The 18,420-nt window shown below is 62.9% G+C and carries 20 protein-coding genes, 1 tRNA gene and 1 pseudogene; 12 read left to right on the top strand and 10 right to left on the bottom strand.

All coding sequences use genetic code 11. The features are described from left to right. Positions 1-97 precede the first annotated feature (97 nt). From CY658_RS03310 to CY658_RS32370, 3 genes are all read left to right on the top strand, one after another. Entirely contained in the window at positions 98-1,282 is a 1,185-nt protein-coding gene (locus CY658_RS03310) for a tyrosine-type recombinase/integrase (RefSeq protein ID WP_257884650.1), read from the top strand. Between the two features lie 291 nt (positions 1,283-1,573). Beyond that, entirely contained in the window at positions 1,574-1,888 is a 315-nt protein-coding gene (locus tag CY658_RS03305) for a hypothetical protein (protein ID WP_143713576.1), read from the top strand. 131 nt (positions 1,889-2,019) lie between these two features. Further along, positions 2,020-2,274, top strand: a complete 255-nt coding sequence (locus CY658_RS32370) for a hypothetical protein (protein ID WP_143713574.1) — start codon at positions 2,020-2,022, stop codon at positions 2,272-2,274. A gap of 68 nt (positions 2,275-2,342) precedes the next feature. On the opposite strand, the gene CY658_RS03300 is transcribed toward CY658_RS32370, so the two are convergent. Genes CY658_RS03300 through CY658_RS03290 form a run of 3 tightly spaced genes read right to left on the bottom strand, consistent with a single transcriptional unit; the run spans position 2,343 to position 5,703 of the window. Next, positions 2,343-3,245: a plasmid partitioning protein RepB C-terminal domain-containing protein gene (locus CY658_RS03300; RefSeq protein WP_101488840.1), complete on the bottom strand. Its 903-nt coding sequence runs from the start codon at positions 3,243-3,245 to the stop codon at positions 2,343-2,345. After that, the gene (locus CY658_RS03295; RefSeq protein WP_101488839.1) at positions 3,242-4,138 is read right to left on the bottom strand and encodes a plasmid partitioning protein RepB C-terminal domain-containing protein; all 897 of its coding nucleotides are present in this window, start codon (positions 4,136-4,138) and stop codon (positions 3,242-3,244) included. The genes CY658_RS03300 and CY658_RS03295 overlap by 4 nt, the downstream gene beginning before the upstream one ends. Continuing rightward, complete coding sequence (locus tag CY658_RS03290) at positions 4,135-5,703, bottom strand: recombinase family protein (protein WP_257884649.1); 1,569 nt, start codon at positions 5,701-5,703, stop codon at positions 4,135-4,137. The genes CY658_RS03295 and CY658_RS03290 overlap by 4 nt, the downstream gene beginning before the upstream one ends. Positions 5,704-6,307: 604 nt before the next feature. On the opposite strand from CY658_RS03290, the gene CY658_RS03280 reads away from it, so the two are divergent. The 7 genes and pseudogenes from CY658_RS03280 (at position 6,308) to CY658_RS03255 (ending at position 11,546) form a co-directional block, all read left to right on the top strand. Further along, positions 6,308-7,225, top strand: coding sequence for a hypothetical protein (locus CY658_RS03280; RefSeq protein ID WP_101488837.1), 918 nt, complete (start codon positions 6,308-6,310; stop codon positions 7,223-7,225). 96 nt (positions 7,226-7,321) lie between these two features. Next, a complete protein-coding gene (locus CY658_RS03275; RefSeq protein WP_101488836.1) occupies positions 7,322-7,609 on the top strand; it encodes a helix-turn-helix transcriptional regulator in 288 nt (95 codons plus the stop codon). Next, a complete protein-coding gene (locus CY658_RS03270) occupies positions 7,606-8,163 on the top strand; it encodes a hypothetical protein (protein WP_101488835.1) in 558 nt (185 codons plus the stop codon). The genes CY658_RS03275 and CY658_RS03270 overlap by 4 nt, the downstream gene beginning before the upstream one ends. Next, a complete protein-coding gene (locus tag CY658_RS03265; protein ID WP_143713572.1) occupies positions 8,160-8,717 on the top strand; it encodes a hypothetical protein in 558 nt (185 codons plus the stop codon). The genes CY658_RS03270 and CY658_RS03265 overlap by 4 nt, the downstream gene beginning before the upstream one ends. Positions 8,718-8,861: 144 nt before the next feature. Then, positions 8,862-10,775, top strand: coding sequence for a DUF927 domain-containing protein (locus CY658_RS03260; RefSeq protein WP_101488833.1), 1,914 nt, complete (start codon positions 8,862-8,864; stop codon positions 10,773-10,775). Between the two features lie 327 nt (positions 10,776-11,102). Beyond that, positions 11,103-11,219, top strand: a pseudogene (locus CY658_RS32935) (DUF4124 domain-containing protein); the annotation flags it as partial. 9 nt (positions 11,220-11,228) lie between these two features. Then, positions 11,229-11,546: a DUF4124 domain-containing protein gene (locus CY658_RS03255; protein WP_257884839.1), complete on the top strand. Its 318-nt coding sequence runs from the start codon at positions 11,229-11,231 to the stop codon at positions 11,544-11,546. A 106-nt stretch (positions 11,547-11,652) separates the two neighbouring features. Here the strand turns inward: CY658_RS03255 and CY658_RS03250 are convergent, their stop codons facing one another. Together CY658_RS03250 and CY658_RS32875 are read right to left on the bottom strand one after the other, a co-directional pair. Then, positions 11,653-12,156 carry a DUF1643 domain-containing protein gene (locus CY658_RS03250; protein ID WP_101488831.1) on the bottom strand — a complete coding sequence of 168 codons (504 nt, stop codon included), beginning with the start codon at positions 12,154-12,156 and terminating at the stop codon, positions 11,653-11,655. 12 nt (positions 12,157-12,168) lie between these two features. After that, positions 12,169-12,783 carry a lysozyme inhibitor LprI family protein gene (locus CY658_RS32875; RefSeq protein WP_219589574.1) on the bottom strand — a complete coding sequence of 205 codons (615 nt, stop codon included), beginning with the start codon at positions 12,781-12,783 and terminating at the stop codon, positions 12,169-12,171. A 436-nt stretch (positions 12,784-13,219) separates the two neighbouring features. Between CY658_RS32875 and CY658_RS03240 the strand changes: the two genes are divergently transcribed. Together CY658_RS03240 and CY658_RS03235 are read left to right on the top strand one after the other, a co-directional pair. Beyond that, complete coding sequence (locus tag CY658_RS03240; protein WP_257884648.1) at positions 13,220-13,483, top strand: helix-turn-helix domain-containing protein; 264 nt, start codon at positions 13,220-13,222, stop codon at positions 13,481-13,483. Positions 13,484-13,538: 55 nt separating this feature from the next. After that, complete coding sequence (locus tag CY658_RS03235; protein ID WP_219589573.1) at positions 13,539-14,453, top strand: hypothetical protein; 915 nt, start codon at positions 13,539-13,541, stop codon at positions 14,451-14,453. A gap of 113 nt (positions 14,454-14,566) precedes the next feature. On the opposite strand, the gene CY658_RS03230 is transcribed toward CY658_RS03235, so the two are convergent. From CY658_RS03230 to CY658_RS03210, 5 genes are all read right to left on the bottom strand, one after another. Beyond that, a tRNA-Ser gene (locus CY658_RS03230) sits at positions 14,567-14,654 on the bottom strand. 32 nt (positions 14,655-14,686) lie between these two features. After that, positions 14,687-15,949: a radical SAM family heme chaperone HemW gene (gene hemW, locus CY658_RS03225; RefSeq protein WP_101488829.1), complete on the bottom strand. Its 1,263-nt coding sequence runs from the start codon at positions 15,947-15,949 to the stop codon at positions 14,687-14,689. 3 nt (positions 15,950-15,952) lie between these two features. After that, entirely contained in the window at positions 15,953-16,552 is a 600-nt protein-coding gene (locus CY658_RS03220) for a non-canonical purine NTP pyrophosphatase (RefSeq protein WP_101488828.1), read from the bottom strand. A gap of 73 nt (positions 16,553-16,625) precedes the next feature. Continuing rightward, a complete protein-coding gene (gene rph / locus CY658_RS03215; RefSeq protein ID WP_101488827.1) occupies positions 16,626-17,357 on the bottom strand; it encodes a ribonuclease PH in 732 nt (243 codons plus the stop codon). 149 nt (positions 17,358-17,506) lie between these two features. Then, complete coding sequence (locus CY658_RS03210; RefSeq protein WP_101488826.1) at positions 17,507-18,415, bottom strand: PP2C family protein-serine/threonine phosphatase; 909 nt, start codon at positions 18,413-18,415, stop codon at positions 17,507-17,509. Positions 18,416-18,420 lie beyond the last annotated feature (5 nt).

Below are 18,420 nucleotides of genomic sequence, written 5' to 3'. Positions count from 1 at the left end.
CGTGACTGCCTCTGTACTTACCTCGGAAACCTCGTGAAACTCGCTGGATCTAAGGCGGTTTTCATTGATGGGGACATAGATGGGTAAGGCTAAAGAGATGGGTGCACTGGAGGTGTCTCGGATCACCCGGCGCGGGATGAACTTCGTGGGCGGTGTGGCCGGCCTCGGTATGAACGTGAACGCCGGCGGCTCGCGTAGCTGGGTCCTGCGGGCCCGGGTCGGGGGCATCCGGCGGGACATGGGGCTGGGCGGCTACCCCGACGTGACGCTCGCTCAGGCCCGCGAGTCAGCCCGCGCGGCGCGCGAGCAGATGCGGCACGGTCTCGACCCAATCGAGGAAGGCAAGGCAATGCGCAGCGCACTCATCGCGTCGCGAGCCGCGGCCATCACCTTCTCCAAGGCCGCGACCCTCTACATCGAGGCGCACGAGGCCTCGTGGAAGAACGCGAAGCACCGGCAGCAGTGGGAGAACACCCTGAACACCTACGCGAAGCCGGAGATCGGTTCGCTGCTGGTGCGCGACGTGGAGCTGCCGCAGGTGCTCAACGTGCTGGAACCAATCTGGAAGGAGAAGACGGAGACGGCGTCGCGGCTGCGCGGACGGGTCGAGTCGGTGCTGGACTGGGCGACGGCGAGCGGCTACCGCACGGGGCCGAACCCGGCGCGCTGGAAGGGACACCTCGACAAGCTGCTGCCGGCACCGGGGAAGATCGCGAAGACGGATCACCACCGCGCTCTGCCCTACCGGCAGATCGGCGAGTTCATGACCCGGCTGCGGCAAGCGGAGGGCGTCGGCGCCCGGGCGCTGGAGTTCACGATCCTTACGGCGGCGCGCTCGGGCGAGGTGCGTGGGGCGACGTGGGGGGAGTTCGACCTGGACGGTGCGCTGTGGGTGGTGCCAGCCGAGCGGATGAAGGCGAAGAAGGAACATCGCGTGCCGCTGTCGGATCGAGCGGTGGAACTGCTGCGGGCTCAACTAGAGATCAGCCACAGCGACTTCGCATTCCCGGCGCCCAAGGGCGGGATGCTCAGCGACATGACGCTGACGGCGGTGCTGCGCCGGATGGAGGTGGACGCGGTGCCACACGGATTTCGCTCAACCTTCAGAGATTGGTGTGCAGAGCAGACGCAGTATCCGAACGAGGTCGCGGAGATGGCGCTCGCCCACGCAGTGGGGAACAAGGTTGAGGCGGCCTATCGGCGCGGCGATCTGCTGGAGAAGCGAATACAGCTGATGAAGGACTGGGCGGCGTATGCCACCGCCGCACAAGAGGCGGGTTAGGGGCCCGACCCTGTCTTGCGAATGGCCACAGTCAACACCCGCCTGGCAACGATCACCGGAGCTCGAAGGGCTCGCGCGAATGAGCACCAGAGGCTACGCGATAGAAGCTTTCCCTATCGCCGCCCCCAACAGCCGCTTCGTGCTCCACCAGCTAGCCCGCGAAAGTGCTACATCCGCGAAGAGTTGGTGGCACCAGCAAGGTCAGCCAAATTTTCTGCCCCCATCGGTTTCCCGCCCATCAGCGGCGCAGAATTCGACTTTCCTCAGCACGGCCCCCTAGGGGCGGAAAAAATGGACAAGGAAGACGTAATGGTACTTCTCGAAGCGAACCTGCAGCCCCTATGGGACGAGCAGTTCGAGCAGTCGGCCCGCATCACCACGGTGCGCTTCTTGCTCGAAGATTTGTTCGCAGACAAGTACTCCGACCGGCTGCCAGAGTTCACCGCCCGGATGGAACGGCTTTTGGAGATGACACGTACCGCTCCAGTGAAAGGTGGTCCCGTAGGTACGGAGCAATTGAGAGAGATGCAGGTGCGCGTTGCAACCCATCTCGAGCGATTCCGAGGCGAGACTGAGCGAAAGATCGTGGCGCGCTCCTCGAAGTAGTGGCGCTCTCCACGCTCAGCTCTGGAACGGCTACAACGCCAGCTCATCCTTCTCAGCGAAAATTTGTCGTTGCATCGTAGTGTTCAGCCATGAGGAATCCTCACAAGCCCGTCGCAATCCCCAGCTGCGCGTTGACCAACCAGGAAGCGTGGCGGGAAGAATTCAAGGCCGCATTCCGTGAATTTGCAAACGGCAAGCTCGACGAAAAATGGCTTGACGATGTCTGCCGCACCATCTATTCGTGCTCGCTTGGTCAGAATCCGCGGTATATGGCGAACCTGATGAACGCGATCACGATGTTTGAAGTGCCCGCTCCCCCGAAGGCCAGACGTGGACCACGTTGCCGAGCATATCGGCGGAGCAAGAAATGCGGCCGCGGTGACTGAACGCCAAGACGGTAGCTCCGAAGTCCTCGGCGTTAATCAGTGCAGATGGAGCGACCCTCTATGCTCGGCTATTGCAAGGGCAGCTCCCTAATGTCTGCGATCCGTTGCAGCTGCTGCAGGTACTCGGGCTGTTGCCTAGCTAGCCATCGAACGACCGCAGCGTTCTCCAGCAACGAGGTACCGATGTAGGTTTTGATGATCTCCAGCTGAAGGCTTGCAGGTCCATAGTCCTCTTCAAGCAACCTTGTATCGGCTTGCATGGCCGACAGTTCTCGCTCTAGACGTACGATCGCTTCGACAGGACCTCCTCGCTGTGTTTTGGTTGCAGATCCCTTCAGGAGTTGATCCGAAGGCGTGTTCTGCAGCATCGCGGCCGCCAGCTTTATGGAGTAGTTCCCGAGATTGATCATTGCCTGCGCGACGTCGATCTGCCGGAAGGGTTTCATCTGCTTGAGAATATGAAACATGCCATAGGTAGCGGGCTTATCGGCCAACAGCGCCACGGCTTCGCTACAGATGCCGTCAAGCAAACGGAATTTTTCTCGGATAGCACCTGGCGACACATCGAGTGCTTCCGCCAACTGCTGCACTGAGACCCCTCGCTCGGCCGCTCGCACAATCATGCGATGCGCCTGCACCACAGAGAGGCGGTTTACCCGCTTGTTGTAGGTATAGCCTTCATCGTCAGTGGAAACTAGGCAAAGCACGCGCCGAACCCCAAATTCGCGCAACACTTCTATCCGAACTCGGCCGTCGAGCACGATAAAAGAGCTTCCTTGCGAACGATCAAGCGAAACAACAACAGGCTCAACTAGCCCAATCGCATGTATCGAACTACGGATCTGCCGGTACTTTGTGGACTCCTTGATCCCAGCCGGCAATGGGACTAGACAACGGATTTGGTCCAGAGGGACATCCATGCAGTCCCGCTCGAATCCGAGGCGAACCGGTTTCGGCGACGCCTTCGTCATCGCCTTGGGCCTCCGTACAACAACAGATCAGCAAGAGGTTGCGGAACGGTTGCTAGCCTCTCAGCTTCAAGGGTTTCGCAAAACTCCTTGTCGGAAAATAGCTCCTTGAAGATCTGTCGGACCAAGAGTAGCGACTGCTGCACGTACTCGGATTTTTTCCGGATTCTCCGATGTATCTCTACATCCTTCTTATAGAGCTTCCCCAAGTCTTCCGGCGTCATGGGCTGACGGTTCAGAGGCTTGGAAAACGCGTCGAATCCGCTCTTTCCGCTGCGGGCACGCTGCCCCAGTATCTTGCGAGCGATTGTCACTTTTTGGCCTTTTAACTCCCCGCATTCATAGGCGTCCAGCAGCAGTTTTTGCGCCTCGCTGTCGCTGGCTCGCGAGATACTGACGGCTAGGTTTAGCGGAATTTGGCCGGCCTCCGCCGCCGTCAGCAGTCGCTTTTCTCCACGCTCCAGAAGGTGGGTCACGTTGTTCACCCAAGAGGAGGTGCAACCCAACTTGGTCGCGATGTCTGCGTCGCTATACCCGCGCTGTCTGAGAACTCGAACCTGTTCCATCGTCTCAACTGCACTCGGTGTGCGCCGAGCAATGTTCTCCACGATGCTCATGACGTGGCCGGCCTCATCGCTAACGTTCAGGACAAGCGCTGCGATTTCGGTTTCGCCCAGAGATTTGCAGGATTCCAACCGTCCCTGTCCGCAGATCAGCGCGTAAGGCATTTCACCTTCGCCTGCTGGGACACGGCGGACGGTGATAGGCCGCTTGAGACCAACCCTTTCAATGCTCTCGGTGATGGTCTTATGAATTTTGGGATTGCGCACGCGTGGGTTGACGACGGCGATCTCAGCGATCGGAATCATTTCGATGCGAGATGGATGATTTGTCATCCGGCCTCCGGAAGCGGTACTCGTCCTGCCATCTGATAGATGATTTCCAACGAGTCAGTGCGATAGGCGTCTAACGTGAATCCATTGTCTTCAAGGATTGGCAACGTGTCATTCGAGAAGTCAATCGCCGGGAAAACGTAGTAGTCGTGAGCACCGCGATTGGACGGGTCCATACGCGCCACAACCGTTAAGTCGGGATGAAGGCTTGCATCGAACCGGATGCGCCATCGATAGGTTCCCGCTGCTGTCGGCTTGCATCGTGCAATTACCAGCGCCATGGTGAATTCGCCATTGATTGTGAGTAGATCGGTAGCACCGTTTCGCACAGCCCACCCCCCAACTTTCTCAATGCCGGAGGTAATCTCGTTGATCAATTCTGGGTGACGCCTGCGTAGAGCCTTGTTGATCTCTAGATAGGCATAGTCACGTCGAGGGGTGTAGCCGATCAGGCTGTAGGCTCGAAGCAAGCTGCCAAAGCGGCTCCGGTAAGCGGAACTAGAAGGCGCGTCGCCGTCTTCATCGATCAAGATTCCAGATAGCGCGCCATGTTTTTCCAACGTCTGTCGCAGCATCGCAAGCATCTGACTATCGTCCAAATGAAGCGACCGTTCTGTGATGATGGCTTGCGCCTTTGCAAATATCTCAATTGGAACGATCGCTTCGAAAGCTCCATCTCGTCGAATCCACTGCTCCGGTGGATTTCGCACATGCTGGACCTTCAGCTTGAAAGACGATCGGTTGTAGACGTTGTGACCTATGTATTTTTCGTTGGTGAGAATTTGATGAATGGTGCCTCTCGTCCATTGAATTCCGGCATCGGAGGTCAAGCCTTCGCGATTGAGAACGGACGCGATAAGCCGCTCTGACATGTTCTCTTGGAGGAAAAGTCGATAGATGCGGTGCACCAGCGCAATCTCTTCTGGGGGCCCCGGCACCAACACTACGCGGTCTGTCTGGATGCTCTTCCTCTCTCCGCGCGGAAGTAGTCCCTTGGCGTTATGCTGTTCATCAATAAGTTGCCGCCGAAGGCCGAAGCCGGGCGCACCCCCTTGGCGATATCCGTGTCTGACGATGTTGCATGCGCCAGCGAAAACTTTGACAGACAGTTCGCGACTGTATTCAGCGGCCATGCTGCGCTTGATACCGATGAAGACAGTCGATGGCAGCGACCCATCGTTGTTGAAGGGCTCCGCGCAGTAAATCACTCTAATGCCGCGGCTTTTGCACGCATGCACGTAGGCCGCGGCTTCGTCCGGATCTGGAAACCGCCCCCAGCGGCTGATGTCGTAGACCAGAACTGCCTGAAAGCCTGGGAGCGGCGTCTCCACGTCATGCAGCAGCGTCTGCAATCCGTTGCGCCCCTTGAGGTTCAGTCCGCTCTTGCCGGCGTCCTCGTAGGTCTTGACGATCCGCATGCCATGCAAGCTTGCGTACTCGGATATTGCCGCCGTCTGGTTCTCAGTGGAGTACTTCTGATGCTCGGTGGACATGCGAACGTACTGGGCCACCGGTATTCCGGCTTCCCTCAAATGCTCGTCAATGAACGCTGCGCTTTGGTCCGGCATCCAGCAACTCCACCTCGACGATGTTTACGGAGACCTCGGGAAGATATGTCGAAGACGTGACGTTCTCGTGAATCTCTAGTCGAACCCTACCCAAACGCGATGGACGTGGCCTCCCGGCCGACTCCAGCGATTTTCAAGGTGGTCGGTCGCCTCTCAAGACGGGTGGCGGACGGGCCCACTACCGCGATGTGATGACCGGCAAGACGCACCTACCACCGGCAATTTCACACCCATCTTCTTACCCAACTGAAGGTAATCAACCAGTCTTCCGCCCCGTCCAGCTGGCTGGTGGGGCGTGCCGCATGTGGGGCGGTGGCGCGGCTGCGCCAAGCACGCGCGACTACGCCAAGCCCCCCGCCCGCACTACCGTCCCTCTCCCTCCTGGAGCGCCAGCGGTGCGTCGACCCTGTACCTGACGCCACGACCCTGCGCCAAAAGCCAGCTAGGCTCGGGCATGCCCAGACCGTTCTCCTCTTCAGACCGAAGCCTCGCAGACGAGCGCACAGCCTTCCCGACACATCTTCGGAAGATCTGGGACCAGCATCTCAACGCCGCAGCCAGAACCTCGTCGGAAGCTTCCATACCCTCATCGTTTGGAACTTTGATGCTCAAGCAGGCCCGAGGAAACCAGGTCACCGACAGTATTCTTAAGACCGGGTGCTACGAGGCCGTAATCGGTCTCGCTGCGTCAGACCCGGCGTTGCTCGAACTGGCGCGAAAGTACAACGTTCGCAAAGATGACCTCGTCGACTTTCGAGACACCCCAAAAGCCGCGCCGCAGGACATCCCGTGCAACCGGCCAATCGAAGCTCACGACAGCTCATTCGATCAGGTAGCTCCGCCGACGGAAACATCGCAGCTGTTCGGGGCAGCGGTTCAAAAGTACGCGGAAAACGGCCTGAGCGCCGCTGTCATGCTGACGTGGACACGCTGGAGAATTCAAGTGGCTTCCACGATATACGAGAGCCGAAGAATCTACGACGCAAGCATTGCCAAACCTTCCGACCAGCGCAAAGAGTTCACTACCTTTCAGACTGCTCTACATCGCGTCATGCGGGGGCTTGAGGCCGATGTTCTCGCGCCGCGACTCGACAACGATTCGCCATTGACGTTCGGGTCCTTAACAGCTGCCGACCGGTCGCCCTCAACACGAGATCGCGCGTCCCGAGAAGCACTCTACAACGCGCACATCGCAGTTTCCAAGCACGTGATCGAACACCTGCTTCGGGAATCTGCCAAGGTCGAAAAAAAGCTGCGCGCTGCACGAGCGCCGTCAGGTGCGCCGAAACAACCGGAACGTCAGACGCTGGTGACGGAAATAGTTACTCGACTTGGCAAGTTTGGCAAAACTTCCAAGCAGACCAGGGAGAAGGACGCGAATGCAATCTGCTCTATGTTGGGCGTCCAAGGCAGGTTCAATGCCGTGGACGAACGCTTGGATTCAGACCCGAAGGTCAAGGTCCAATCGACCGCAAAACGCCGCACCCGCTCCCCACCGAAGCAGCCGACCGCGGAGAGGTAATCGAGAATTTTTTCCGCGATTGTTGGTCGAGAACTGATCGTTCGCGGCACAACTTCACCGAGAAACTGGGGACTTCAAAACAACTGAAGCTCCTCCATGAAATCCGACCAGATCCAGCCCCTGCCCACCGCGAACGCGACGCGCAGCACGGGGCAGTCCAAAACGGGCTCGACTGCCTTCTGCGATCCGCGCATTGCAGCCCACAACCGCTACGTGCGCCTTCCCGAACTGCGCAAGATGGTCCCGTGGTCCGCCGCGACGATCTGGCGCCAGTCGAAGAACCCTGCAAGCAAGTTCCCTAAGCCCGTCAAGCTGAGTGAGCGCGTGACCGCCTGGAACGTCGCGGCAGTCGAAGCCTTCTTGGCCGAACGGGAGGCCGCATGAGCAAGGTAGCACACCGGGACGCCACGCGGGTGATGGCCGTCGGCAAGACCACTGTGGACTACGACGCGCGCAAGTCGCGGGCCCGCAGCCGCGCTCCCATGGGAAAGCTGCAGTTCGAGCTTTGGAAGGGTTATGAATGGGCCGACGTGCCCCACTTCTACCTCACCATGGAGGAGCATCTCGCCGAGATCGCGCAGTTGCACAACGCCAAGCTCGAGCACAAGCGTCGCTCCCCCGAGCACGCGGCACTCCGGATACGCATGCACGACGCTGTGCGGCTCGTCATCGGCGACGCTCCCTTCGCGCGCTTCGTCCCTGGCCGCGTAGGCAACGAGATGCTGTCCATCAACAGCGAAGACATCTTCGCGCGTGATGTGGCGTGGGCCAGCTACTGGCCCGTGGACGCCATCGACCAGTTGGCGCGGGAGCTTTATCACGACGCGGCCATGCTGATCGGCAATTACCACCAGGCCCTCTTCAACTGGCAGCAGTTGGTTAAGGCGCACGGGGTCGAGGCGGTCAACGCCTTGCTGGCCGCACGGGAGGCAGCATGAGCAAGCCCGGTCAGGTGCCTGTCCGAATGCTGTGCATCGGCCTATCGGTCTTTGCCCTGGACACGCGCAAGCTGCCGCCGCGCGATCTCTCGCGCATCGGAAACATGCGCTTCGATCTGGAGGAAGAGGAGCCCTATGCTCTCGCGCGCTTCTACGACGCGACGGAGTCCCACTTGGCGCGAATCGCAGAGCTGCACAACGCGAAGCTCGCCCGCGAGCGCGGCTCCTCCCACCACGTGGCACTCCAGCAGCAGATGCGCGACGAGGCGCGGCTCGTCATTGGCGACACCGCCTTCGAACGCTTCACGCCTGGGTGGGTCGATGAGGAAATGTCGCCGTTGAACGGAGACGACAGCCTGAGAAACAAGGCTATGTGGGCCTGCTACCAGGTCGTTGACGCCATCGACGTGCTAGCGCAGGAACTCTGCAACGACACCGGAATGCTGATGGGCAACTACCACCAAGCCCTCTTCCGCTGGTGGCAATTGGTCGAAGAGAACGGGCTCGACGCTGTCACCGAAGCCATCGGCGCGCGCCGGCCGCTCCTGAACTGACGCTCGGCAGCAAGCAGGGGCGGCGAAATCGATACGCGTTCGCGCTGTCGTCCCACCGCCCCGCTGGCCCCACCGCCCCTCTTGCCTCTCGCCGCGCACGACGAGGGGCACTCCCAACTGGAAAGAATTGATCGAACCAACGCCATGGACAAGAACCATCATTCGCCCGACAGCCCTCGCGATGGCGAGGGTCACCTCCTCGAGCAGTCGGGGCAACCCCAACGCAGTCAACATATCGACAACCCGCAAGGCACCGCTGTCGTCCAGGCGCTCGCCGAGCCTCCGCGCAAGCTGGCCCCTCAGCGTTTCCACAACACGGAAGATGGCCTCTTTGCCCTGAACACACCGGGCGAGGTGACCGGCGCGCGCAACCGCGTCGGCGACGCGATCTACGTGGACGCCCTCGTGCGCAGCGGCGAGGGCATGGAGTGGGGCAAGCTCGCGCGCTGGTATGACCCCGACGGCAACGAGCACCGGCAAGTGATCCAACTCGCTGCGTTGCAAGGCGACGGCCTGGAGGTCTCCCGGGCCTTGGCCAGCGGCGGCCTCATGACCGAACCCGGCCCGCGTGCGCGCAATCAGTTGTTCGACTACCTCGCGTCCGAGCGACCTGCAAGACGAATCACCATCGTGCCGTGCACTGGCTGGCATGGCCCGGAGGGCGCGATGGCGTATGTCATGCCCCACGTGACTATCGGAAGCACCCCCGACGAATCGGAGATGGTGCTGTCGCTGGAGCGTGTTCCCGGATCCCGTGCCAGTGCCGGCACGGTGGAGGACTGGAAGGTGCGCGTCGGTCGGTACTGCTCTGGCAATTCCCGACTGCTACTGGTGTGCTCGATGGCATTCGCGGCGACCCTGCTACCGTTCAGCCGAGTCGATGGCGGTGGGCTGCACCTCACCGGCCGTTCGAGCACTGGCAAGACCCGGGCGGCGAAGACGGCCGGCTCGGCCTGCGGTGGCCCCGATTACATGCAACCGTGGCGCTCGACCCTCAACGGGCTGGAGGCCATCGCCGCGCGGCACAACTGTGCCCTGCTGATCTTGGACGAGATAGGGCAGGTCGATCCGCGCGAGGTTGGGGAAAGTAGCTACATGCTGGGCAACGGCCAAGGCAAGCAGCGCGCGATAAAGTCTGGCGCCGCTGCACGCCGCCAGAGCTGGCGACTTCTCTATCTGAGCACTGGTGAAGTCGGGCTGAGCCAGCATATGGCGGTAGCGGGTAAGTCGGTCCGGGCTGGACAGGAGGTGCGCCTCGCCGAACTGCAGGCCGACGCAGGCCAGGGCCACGGCATCTTCGACGTGCTGCACGGCCACGCTAGCGGCGCGGCACTGTCCGACACGATCGCGGCGGGCTGCACCGAGGCATATGGCGAGGTCGGGGTCGAGTTCATCCGCCGCTGCGCCGCCAATCAGAGCGGGCTGCGCGATCTTGTGGCCTCGGGCACCCAGGAATTCCTGGCCGAGTGCGTGCGGGTCTTCGGCGATGGCCGGGCGTTGGGCGGGCAGGCCCATCGCGTCTGCGAGCGCTTCGCCCTGAAAGCCCTGGCCGGGGAACTTGCTACGTCGTGGGGGCTGACGGGCTGGCAGCCTGGCGAGGCGCGCGCTGCGATCGTGCGCTGCTTCGGCGAATGGCTGAACGCGCGTGGCACGTCGGGGGATACTGAGCCGAAGGTGGTCTTGGACAAGCTGCGCGAGTTCATCTCCCGCCACGAGGACGGCCGCTTCGTGGACCTCGACGCGCGGGAGGTCGTGTTCGACGCGCCACAGCGCCCGAAGCTTGTTCACAACCGCGCCGGCTGGCGCAAACGCTTCGAAGGTGACGAACGCGAATACCTCATCGACCCGCAGGTGTTCCGGTGCGAGATCTTCGCGGGGTTCGACACGACGTTGGTCTGCCGTGTCCTTGTCGCGGCGGGTTGCATGCAAACCGGGGAAGAAGGCGGGAAGATGCGCTACACCCTGTACCGTCACCTCGGCGGCCTGCACGAGCGCCGCCGCGTGTACGTGATCACCAGCAAGCTGTGGGCTGACGAAGCGGACGACGCGCTGGCGTAGTCATCAGGGCGGTGGTGACGGTGGGGCGGGTGGTGACGGCGACGTCCTAGGACCGCCCCACCATCCCCACGCCCCACCGCTTTGCGTATCGGCACCGTGCAACAAGCTGTGAAACGACTTCCCAACGCACCGTTCGGGAACAGGCGAATCCTCGCCCTCGGGTCTGATGGGTAGCACGCTGGCCCGACAAACTAACGGCTCTTGTCAGACAGCCTCGCGCAGATGCAACGCGACGCGCCGTCGGCACCCACCGCCCCCAGTGGGGCATGGCCACCTGTGCGAGAACTACCTCGGTAAGAATTGGGACACAGCTCAAGCCTCCTCCCCATGCGCCTTCTATTCACTCTCCCCCTACTACTGGCCGCCCTCTCCGCGTCGGCCGCACCACCTGTGTACCGGTGTGAGACCGCAGGCAAGGTCAGCTACTCGGACTCTCCATGCGTCGGCGCGAAAGTGATCGACGCCACGCCGAACCAAGGCGTTGACCAGATGTCGGGCAAGTCGCGGAAGGGCCGCGACGTGCAGCGCACGGAACTCAACCATGCCTTCGACGACGCGCTCCGCCCCCTGACTGGAAAGTCACGCGATCAGATGGACGTGATGCGCCAGAGAGTCAAGCTGCCAGCACGGGATCAAGGGGAGTGCCGACAACTGGATGCCCGACTGCCCGAACTGGAAGCGGCGACGCAGCGCGAGACCGGCGCGTCGAAGGCCAAGGCCGACGTAGACCTGTACCAGACGCGCAAGCGCTACTTCGACCTCAAGTGCTAACGGGCCTGTCGTAAGGGGAACTCCGACCGTGCGTCAGATCTTCGCAGTTCCTGCTCCCGGCGCAGTGCATAGGCCGATCCACTGGGGCGAGAATCGCGCAACAGGGTCAATCCTCGAAGTCGTAGGGGGCGAACGACCAGTCGTAGTCCAGGCGGCTCGCGTGCCGCGGGTGCCCAGTCGCCGTCAGCTCACCGAATCGCAACCACCTCGGATCGAATCTGGCGAGGCGCCGATACAGCTCATCCCGCGCCCGCAGGAAATAGGCGTGATGCACCACCGGCTGCCCCCATGCCGCCCAGATCACGGGCCCGGCCTGCGCGGCGACAACCTCCTCGATAGCGGCGAGGTTCCGCTCGAACGCCACCCTGTTCACCTTGGCCGGCAGGGTGCGGTAGTCCGTCGCCCTGACCGGGTAGAGGTTCGTCATCACGAATCCGTCGAAGCCGTTCCGTCGCGCGACCTCGTCAACGCGCGCCACCGTCGGGTCGCTGCGCTCCTGCGTCGCGGTTGATGGATTCAGCCCGACCGTCACCAGCGTGCGCCGGCCGGCACGACCCAGCAGGTAGCGCCACCGGTCGCACTCGTCGCACGAGTAGATGTCGTACATCATGGGCGGACTCGGTCAGCCCTTGCCCGCGAGCTGCTTCGCGCGGGCCTCGGTCAGCTTCGCCTTGCAGCCGGCCACTTCGAGCGCCATGGCCGAACCGCCGGCAACGTCACCGCCACTTTCGGTCGCGATCTTGGCCTCGCTGCAACTCGTGTCGCGGGTCTTGATCCACGCGCGCTGCTCGTCGCGCAGGGCCGTCTTGCCTGCGTCGTCCAGCCGGACGCGCGCGGCGGCGTAGGCAGCGTTCAGCGCCTTATCGGCCGCCGCGTATCGGTCTTCGGTGCTGGCCTGCTGCTCGGGAGCCGTGGCGCCTTCCGGCGCGCCAGCATCGGACGGTGCGGGGACGGCGGGAGGCTCCGCCGTGCCGCCGCCCTTCGCCGCCTTCTCGGTCTCGCGTCGGGCGTATAGCTCGCTGTTGCTGAACCCGACGCTGAAGCCGGCAAGCGCGAGAGCGAAGGGGTCGATACCGGAGACCGACACGCGGATGCTCTGGCCGTCGTCCGAGGGCTGCACGGCGTACTGCACGCTGCTCTGCAGGTTCGGCCCCTGCACCCTGACGCTCGCGTCCGTCCGAGCCGCGCTCTGCAGCCAGCCGTCGTTCGGATCGAGGTCGTGCGCATCCGTGGCCACGATGGTCGCTTCGCAGGTCGGGCGGGCGCCGTTCTGACCTGGGACGGTGGCGACACCCTGCAGGGTGATCCTGAAATGAGCCTTACCTGCCGCAGTCACGTCCGGCACGCGGTCTGGGAAGACCTTCCACGCGACAGTCTTCCCAACGCCCTCCCATACGAGCTGTTCGATGAGTTCCTTCGCGTTGGCGGATGAGCAACTGGAGCGGTCGCTCGGAGCGACCGATGCTGCCGATATCGGGGCCGGGGGAGAACCGGACGTAGCCCCCTCCGGCGAACAGGCGCCGAGCGCCAAAACTGCGACGGCGCCAAAGCACCCTGCCAAAGCTCGGATCATCTTTTCCCCGCTCCATTCGTTGCCGCCGCATAACCTTGGCAACCGAAATATACGAATTAGTGTTTATGCGAAATAAAGCATAACACCGAGAGTCAGCCGGGTGAAAACCTTGGCTCAGAAGTTCGGTGAGTGCGTGCGCGAGATGCGGCTCGAGATGGGCCTGAGCCAAGTCGAGTTCGGCGAGCGCTGCGGGTTCTACCAGACCTACCTGAGCCGAATCGAGAATGGTCAAGCGAATCCCACGCTGAACGCAGTAGAGGTGATCGCGAATGCGCTGGGACTCACCGTCTTCGAACTGTTCGACAAGATTCGAGGTGACGCGCACAACAGACAGAAGAGCTCGGCAGCCAAGCGCTCGCGATAACAGGCATCAAAATCCTGAGTTCCGACGACCGAAGCAGGCATCACACTCCTGAAGCATGACCGCTACGATCACGCCCCGACTCATAGAACTCACCTACGAAGCGACACTGAAGTCGTTCTGGCGAAAAGAAGCCCTCCGCAAATTCCTACGCGCCTGCCGCGTCTCGGATGGTCACCTCGCGAAATGGGCAACGGAGGAGACCAAGCGCGACTTTCTGGATCGGACATTCCAGAGCCTTCAGCGATCAGATGCCGGCAAGGCCGTAGTCCATGAAATGGCTCACTCGCTATCCGAGCAGACAACTTTTCCGGACCTTCGTAACTGGGAAGACTCGGCGCTGAAAATCGCCGACGCAACGAAAGCAGTCGCCGAGCTCAAGGCATACCTGCGGGCTCAAGATGAAGAGGTCCGCACTGCTCAGGAGCGTGAAGAAATCAAGGCAAGGGCGCGGGCTGATCGCGAACGAATCCAGCGCAGTGCCACCGACAAGGAAAAGTTAAGGGAGCGCTTCGAGCAGCTCCATCCTGCCATCGGCACTCAACAGGGAGGCTATGACTTCCAAGCGTGGTTCTACGATGTGCTGGACTTCTGCGAGATTCAGAACCGCCGCCCTTATGTAACCGCTGGACGTCAGATAGACGGCTCAGTAACGATCGAAGGCACGACCTATCTGGTTGAGCTGAAGTTCACGGCTTCACAAGCTGCTGCAACCGACATTGATTCACTTCGCGTGAAAGTCGATGACAAAGCCGACAACACGATGGGGATCATGGTCTCCGTCTCTGGGTATTCCAGCGTGGCCGTCGCACAAGCGTCAGGACGCAAGACGGCGCTCCTTCTACTCGACGCGATGCACTTGTACCTATTCCTGACTGGTACGCTGTCCCTGCGTGACGTGATCTCCCGAATTCGACGCCATGCCTCACAAACAGGCGAGGCCTATCTCCCCACGTCAAACTTCAGCGGCTAATCGGTCTTGCACAGTCGATCACAGAGACTCACCCAGTCGCACTGCCGACGGATGGGTACATGGATGGGTAAGGGTATCGAACTGGCCGAGCGTCGATGAGAGACATCGATGACTGGCGGAGAGTGTGAGATTCGAACTCACGGACGCTTTCACGTCGGCAGTTTTCAAGACTGCTGGTTTAAACCACTCACCCAACTCTCCGGAACCGTCGATTTTATGCTGACGGCGCAGCCTTACTCGTCATCGGGCAGGAACAGCGTCTGCAGGTCGCTCAGGAAGTCGAGTCCGCGCTCGGTGGGCCACACGCGGAACAGGTCGCGTGCGACGAGCCCCTTGCGCTCGGCCTCTTCCATGCCGCGCTGGATCGACGTCATCGCCAGGCCGGTGCGCTCGCTGAACTGGGGCAGCGTGAAGCCCTGCTTCAACCGCAGCGCGTTGAGCATGAACTCGAAGGGCAGGTCGGCCAGCGCCACTTCGTCGCTCTGCGACACAGCCATGCCGGCGCGTGCGTTCTCCATGTACAGGCGCGGTTCGCGGTAACGCACCTGCCGCACGATGCGGTGCGCAAAGCTCAGCTTGCTGTGCGCGCCGGCGCCAATGCCGAGGTAGTCGCCAAACTGCCAGTAGTTGAGGTTGTGCGCGCACTGGTGCCCGTCGCGCGCATAGGCCGAGACCTCGTAGCGCGACATGCCGCTCGCGCCCGTGCGCTCGGTGATGCGGTCGAGCATGGCGTAGGCGATGTCGTCCTCGGGCAGCGTGGGCGGGAACTTGGCGAACCAGGTGTTGGGCTCGATGGTGAGGTGGTAGATCGAGATGTGCGGCGGCGCGAGCGCCAGGGCCTGGGTCAGGTCGGCGTCGAGGCCTTCCATGGTCTGGCCCGGCAGGGCGTACATCAGGTCGAGGTTGAAGGTGTCGAAGGCGCTTGCGGCCTCTTCCACCGCGGCGATGGCCTGGGCGCGGTCGTGCACGCGGCCCAGCGCCGTCAGGTGCTCGTCGTTGAAGCTCTGCACGCCCACCGACAGGCGCGTGACGCCGGCCGCGCGGTAGGCGCGGAAGCGGTTGCGCTCGAAGGTGCCGGGGTTGGCTTCGAGCGTGATCTCGCACTCGGGCGCGAGCTTGAGGCGCGCGCGCACGTCGCCGAGCAACCGGTCGATGGCCTGCGGCGAGAACAGGCTGGGCGTGCCGCCGCCAATGAAGATGGTGTGGACGGTGCGGCCCCAGATCAACGGCAGCGCGGCGTCGAGGTCGGCGATCAGCGCGTCGATGTAGGCGGCTTCGGGAAGACCGTCGATGTCGGCCTCGCTCGTGGCGCGCCACTCGTGCGAATTGAAATCGCAATAAGGGCACTTGCGCAGGCACCACGGCAGGTGGATGTACAGCGACAGCGGCGGCAGCGCAGCGAGTTGCAGCGGGCCGGGGCGCATCCAGTGCAGCACGTCATTGGCCTGGGGGGCGCCGCCGGGTTGGGCGGGCTGGATCGGGAAGACGGTGGCCATGGGTCAGAACCAGCGCTCGCGCATCAGGGCGAGCATGGCCTGCGCGGCGCGGCCGCGGTGGCTGTTGGCGTTCTTCACGTCAGGCGGCAGCTGGGCGAAGGTCTTACCGAAGGTCGGCAGGTACATGACGGGGTCGAAGCCGAAGCCGTTGTCGCCGATGGGCGCAGGCGCGATCTCGCCGACCACGCGGCCGACGGCAATGAGCGGCTCGGGGTCGTCGTGGCGGCGCAGCGCGACCAGCGTGCTCACGAGCGCGGCGCGGCGGTTGACGACGCCGTCGAGCTGTTCGAGCAGCGCCTTCACGTTGTTGGCGTCGCCCTTGGGGTAGCCGAACTGCGTGGCGTAGTAGGCGGTGTCGACACCCGGCAGGCCACCGAAGGCATCGACGCACAGGCCGGCGTCGTCGGCAATGGCCGGCAGGCCGGTGGCGGCGCTGGCGTGGCGCGCCTTGGTGAGCGCGTTCTCGACGAAGGTGCGGAAGGGTTCTTCAGCCTCGCCCACACCCAGCGCCGACTGCGGCACCAGGGTGACGGACAGCTCGGCAAACAGCTGCTGGAGTTCGGCGAGCTTACCCGCGTTGTTGGAAGCCAGAACCAGTTTCATGGAAAGTCAAAGATGGCTGTGGCGCCCGATGGAGGGCGGGCGCCAGTAGCTGGTGGTTGTGGTCGTCAGTCGGTCAGTTCGAAAGCAGGGCTTGCTGCTGCAGGCTCACGAGTTCGCCGATGCCCTTTTCGGCCAGGCCGAGCAGGAGGTTCATTTCTTCACGCGTGAAGGCCACGCCTTCGGCCGTGCCCTGCACTTCGACGAAGTGGCCGGCGCCGGTCATGACGACGTTCATGTCGGTGTCGCAGGCCGAGTCTTCGGTGTATTCGAGGTCGAGCAGCGGCGTGCCGCCGACGATGCCCACCGAGATGGCGGCCACGTGGCCCTTGATGGGCGAGGTCTTGATCGCGCCCGAGGCCAGCAGCTTGTCGACCGCGTCCTGTGCGGCCACGAAGGCGCCGGTGATGGCCGCGGTGCGCGTGCCGCCGTCGGCCTGCAGCACGTCGCAGTCGAGGTGGATGGTGCGTTCGCCGAGCGCGGCGAGGTCGAACACGGCGCGCATCGAGCGGCCGATGAGGCGCTGGATTTCCTGCGTGCGACCGGTCTGCTTGCCCTTGGCGGCTTCGCGGCTGCTGCGGGTGTGGGTGGCGCGCGGCAGCATGCCGTATTCGGCCGTCACCCAGCCTTCGCCGCTGCCCTTCTTGTGCGGCGGCACTTTTTCTTCGACCGAGGCGGTGCACAGCACGCGGGTCTGGCCGAACTCGATGAGCACGGAGCCTTCGGCGTGGATGGTGAAGCCGCGGGTGATGCGCACGGGGCGCAGCTGGTCGGCGGCACGGCCGCCGCTTCGTGTGAAAGCAGTCATTTTCAAAACCCAAAAAAGGAAAAAAGTCAGCCGCTCTTCAGCGGCATGTTCGGGGAACACCGCGGAACCGGCTTTGCCGGGCCGCTGGTGTTGCCCCCCTGGAAGGGGGTTGGCGTAGCGACACGAAGTGCGCGAAGACTGGGGGTCATCTAACTTTTGCGCGCAGCGGAGCGGCGGATGGCTTCGTTGATCTCGGCGATGGAGCGCTCGATGGCGTCTTCATCGAGGTCGTCGATCTCGCTGTCGGACGGCATGCCGGCCTGGATGGTCGAGGCGAACACGCCGTCGTCGATGGTTTCGGTGGACACGCCGCGGTCGTCGCCGGGCGTCTCGGGCATTTCCCACTCGAGCGCGATGAGCGTCACGTTGTCGCTGTGGGTGCCGCCCTTGCGCAGCGCCATCTCGGCGAGGTCGGGCGCGGCGTCGGACACGGGCTTGCCGGACGAGAGGGTGTGCACGATGACGGCGTCGTCGAGCACGCCCCAGACGCCGTCGGAGCACAGCATGAGGCGGTCGCCGCGCTGCAGCGGCAGCGGCGCCGACACGTCGAACAGCGGCGTGGTCGGCGAGCCCAGGCAGGTCAGCAGCAGGTTGCGGTTGACGGGTGCATCGGTGGCGCCGTGGGGCTTGGGGCGCTCGGCGTGCGAGTGGTCCCGCGTGCGGGTCAGCAGGCGGCCGTCGCGCACGACGTACAGGCGCGAGTCGCCGCAATGCAGCCAGGTGGCGGTGGCGTTCTGCAGCACGGCCGCGACGACGGTGGTGCGGGGCGTGTCGAGCATCGCCTTGTGGCTCGCGTACCGCATGATCTGCTGGTGCGCCGACATGGCCGATTCGGCCAGGAACGCCTTCACGTCCTTCACGGTGGGGCGGGCCTCGCGCTGGTACAGCGCGGCGATGGTCTGCAGCGCCAGCTGGGCCGCCACTTCGCCTTCGGGGTGGCCGCCCATGCCGTCGGCGAGCACGAACAGGCCCGACTCCCGCGTGTAGCAGTAGCCCATGCGGTCTTCGTTCTTGACGCGGCCGCCCTTGCGGCTGACCTGGAACACGGAGAACTTCATGTCGA

Source organism: Variovorax sp. RO1 (assembly GCF_002849325.1).
In the GTDB taxonomy this organism is placed as follows: Bacteria; Pseudomonadota; Gammaproteobacteria; order Burkholderiales; family Burkholderiaceae_C; genus Variovorax.
This window is presented reverse-complemented; position numbering and strand designations above follow the sequence as displayed.

What these genes read in the sequence shown, in the direction of transcription:
- CY658_RS03235 (WP_219589573.1), top strand. Translation starts at nt 13,539, where the DNA reads ATGACCGCTACGATCACGCCCCGACTCATAGAACTCACCTACGAAGCG.
- CY658_RS03280 (WP_101488837.1), top strand. Translation starts at nt 6,308, where the DNA reads ATGCTCAAGCAGGCCCGAGGAAACCAGGTCACCGACAGTATTCTTAAG.
- CY658_RS03300 (WP_101488840.1), bottom strand. Translation starts at nt 3,245, where the DNA reads ATGACGAAGGCGTCGCCGAAACCGGTTCGCCTCGGATTCGAGCGGGAC.
- CY658_RS03310 (WP_257884650.1), top strand. Translation starts at nt 98, where the DNA reads ATGGGTGCACTGGAGGTGTCTCGGATCACCCGGCGCGGGATGAACTTC.
- hemW (WP_101488829.1), bottom strand. Translation starts at nt 15,949, where the DNA reads ATGGCCACCGTCTTCCCGATCCAGCCCGCCCAACCCGGCGGCGCCCCC.
- CY658_RS03290 (WP_257884649.1), bottom strand. Translation starts at nt 5,703, where the DNA reads ATGCCGGACCAAAGCGCAGCGTTCATTGACGAGCATTTGAGGGAAGCC.
- CY658_RS03220 (WP_101488828.1), bottom strand. Translation starts at nt 16,552, where the DNA reads ATGAAACTGGTTCTGGCTTCCAACAACGCGGGTAAGCTCGCCGAACTC.
- CY658_RS03260 (WP_101488833.1), top strand. Translation starts at nt 8,862, where the DNA reads ATGGACAAGAACCATCATTCGCCCGACAGCCCTCGCGATGGCGAGGGT.
- CY658_RS03210 (WP_101488826.1), bottom strand. Translation starts at nt 18,415, where the DNA reads ATGAAGTTCTCCGTGTTCCAGGTCAGCCGCAAGGGCGGCCGCGTCAAG.
- CY658_RS03305 (WP_143713576.1), top strand. Translation starts at nt 1,574, where the DNA reads ATGGACAAGGAAGACGTAATGGTACTTCTCGAAGCGAACCTGCAGCCC.
- CY658_RS03250 (WP_101488831.1), bottom strand. Translation starts at nt 12,156, where the DNA reads ATGATGTACGACATCTACTCGTGCGACGAGTGCGACCGGTGGCGCTAC.
- rph (WP_101488827.1), bottom strand. Translation starts at nt 17,357, where the DNA reads ATGACTGCTTTCACACGAAGCGGCGGCCGTGCCGCCGACCAGCTGCGC.
- CY658_RS03270 (WP_101488835.1), top strand. Translation starts at nt 7,606, where the DNA reads ATGAGCAAGGTAGCACACCGGGACGCCACGCGGGTGATGGCCGTCGGC.
- CY658_RS03265 (WP_143713572.1), top strand. Translation starts at nt 8,160, where the DNA reads ATGAGCAAGCCCGGTCAGGTGCCTGTCCGAATGCTGTGCATCGGCCTA.
- CY658_RS03275 (WP_101488836.1), top strand. Translation starts at nt 7,322, where the DNA reads ATGAAATCCGACCAGATCCAGCCCCTGCCCACCGCGAACGCGACGCGC.
- CY658_RS03295 (WP_101488839.1), bottom strand. Translation starts at nt 4,138, where the DNA reads ATGACAAATCATCCATCTCGCATCGAAATGATTCCGATCGCTGAGATC.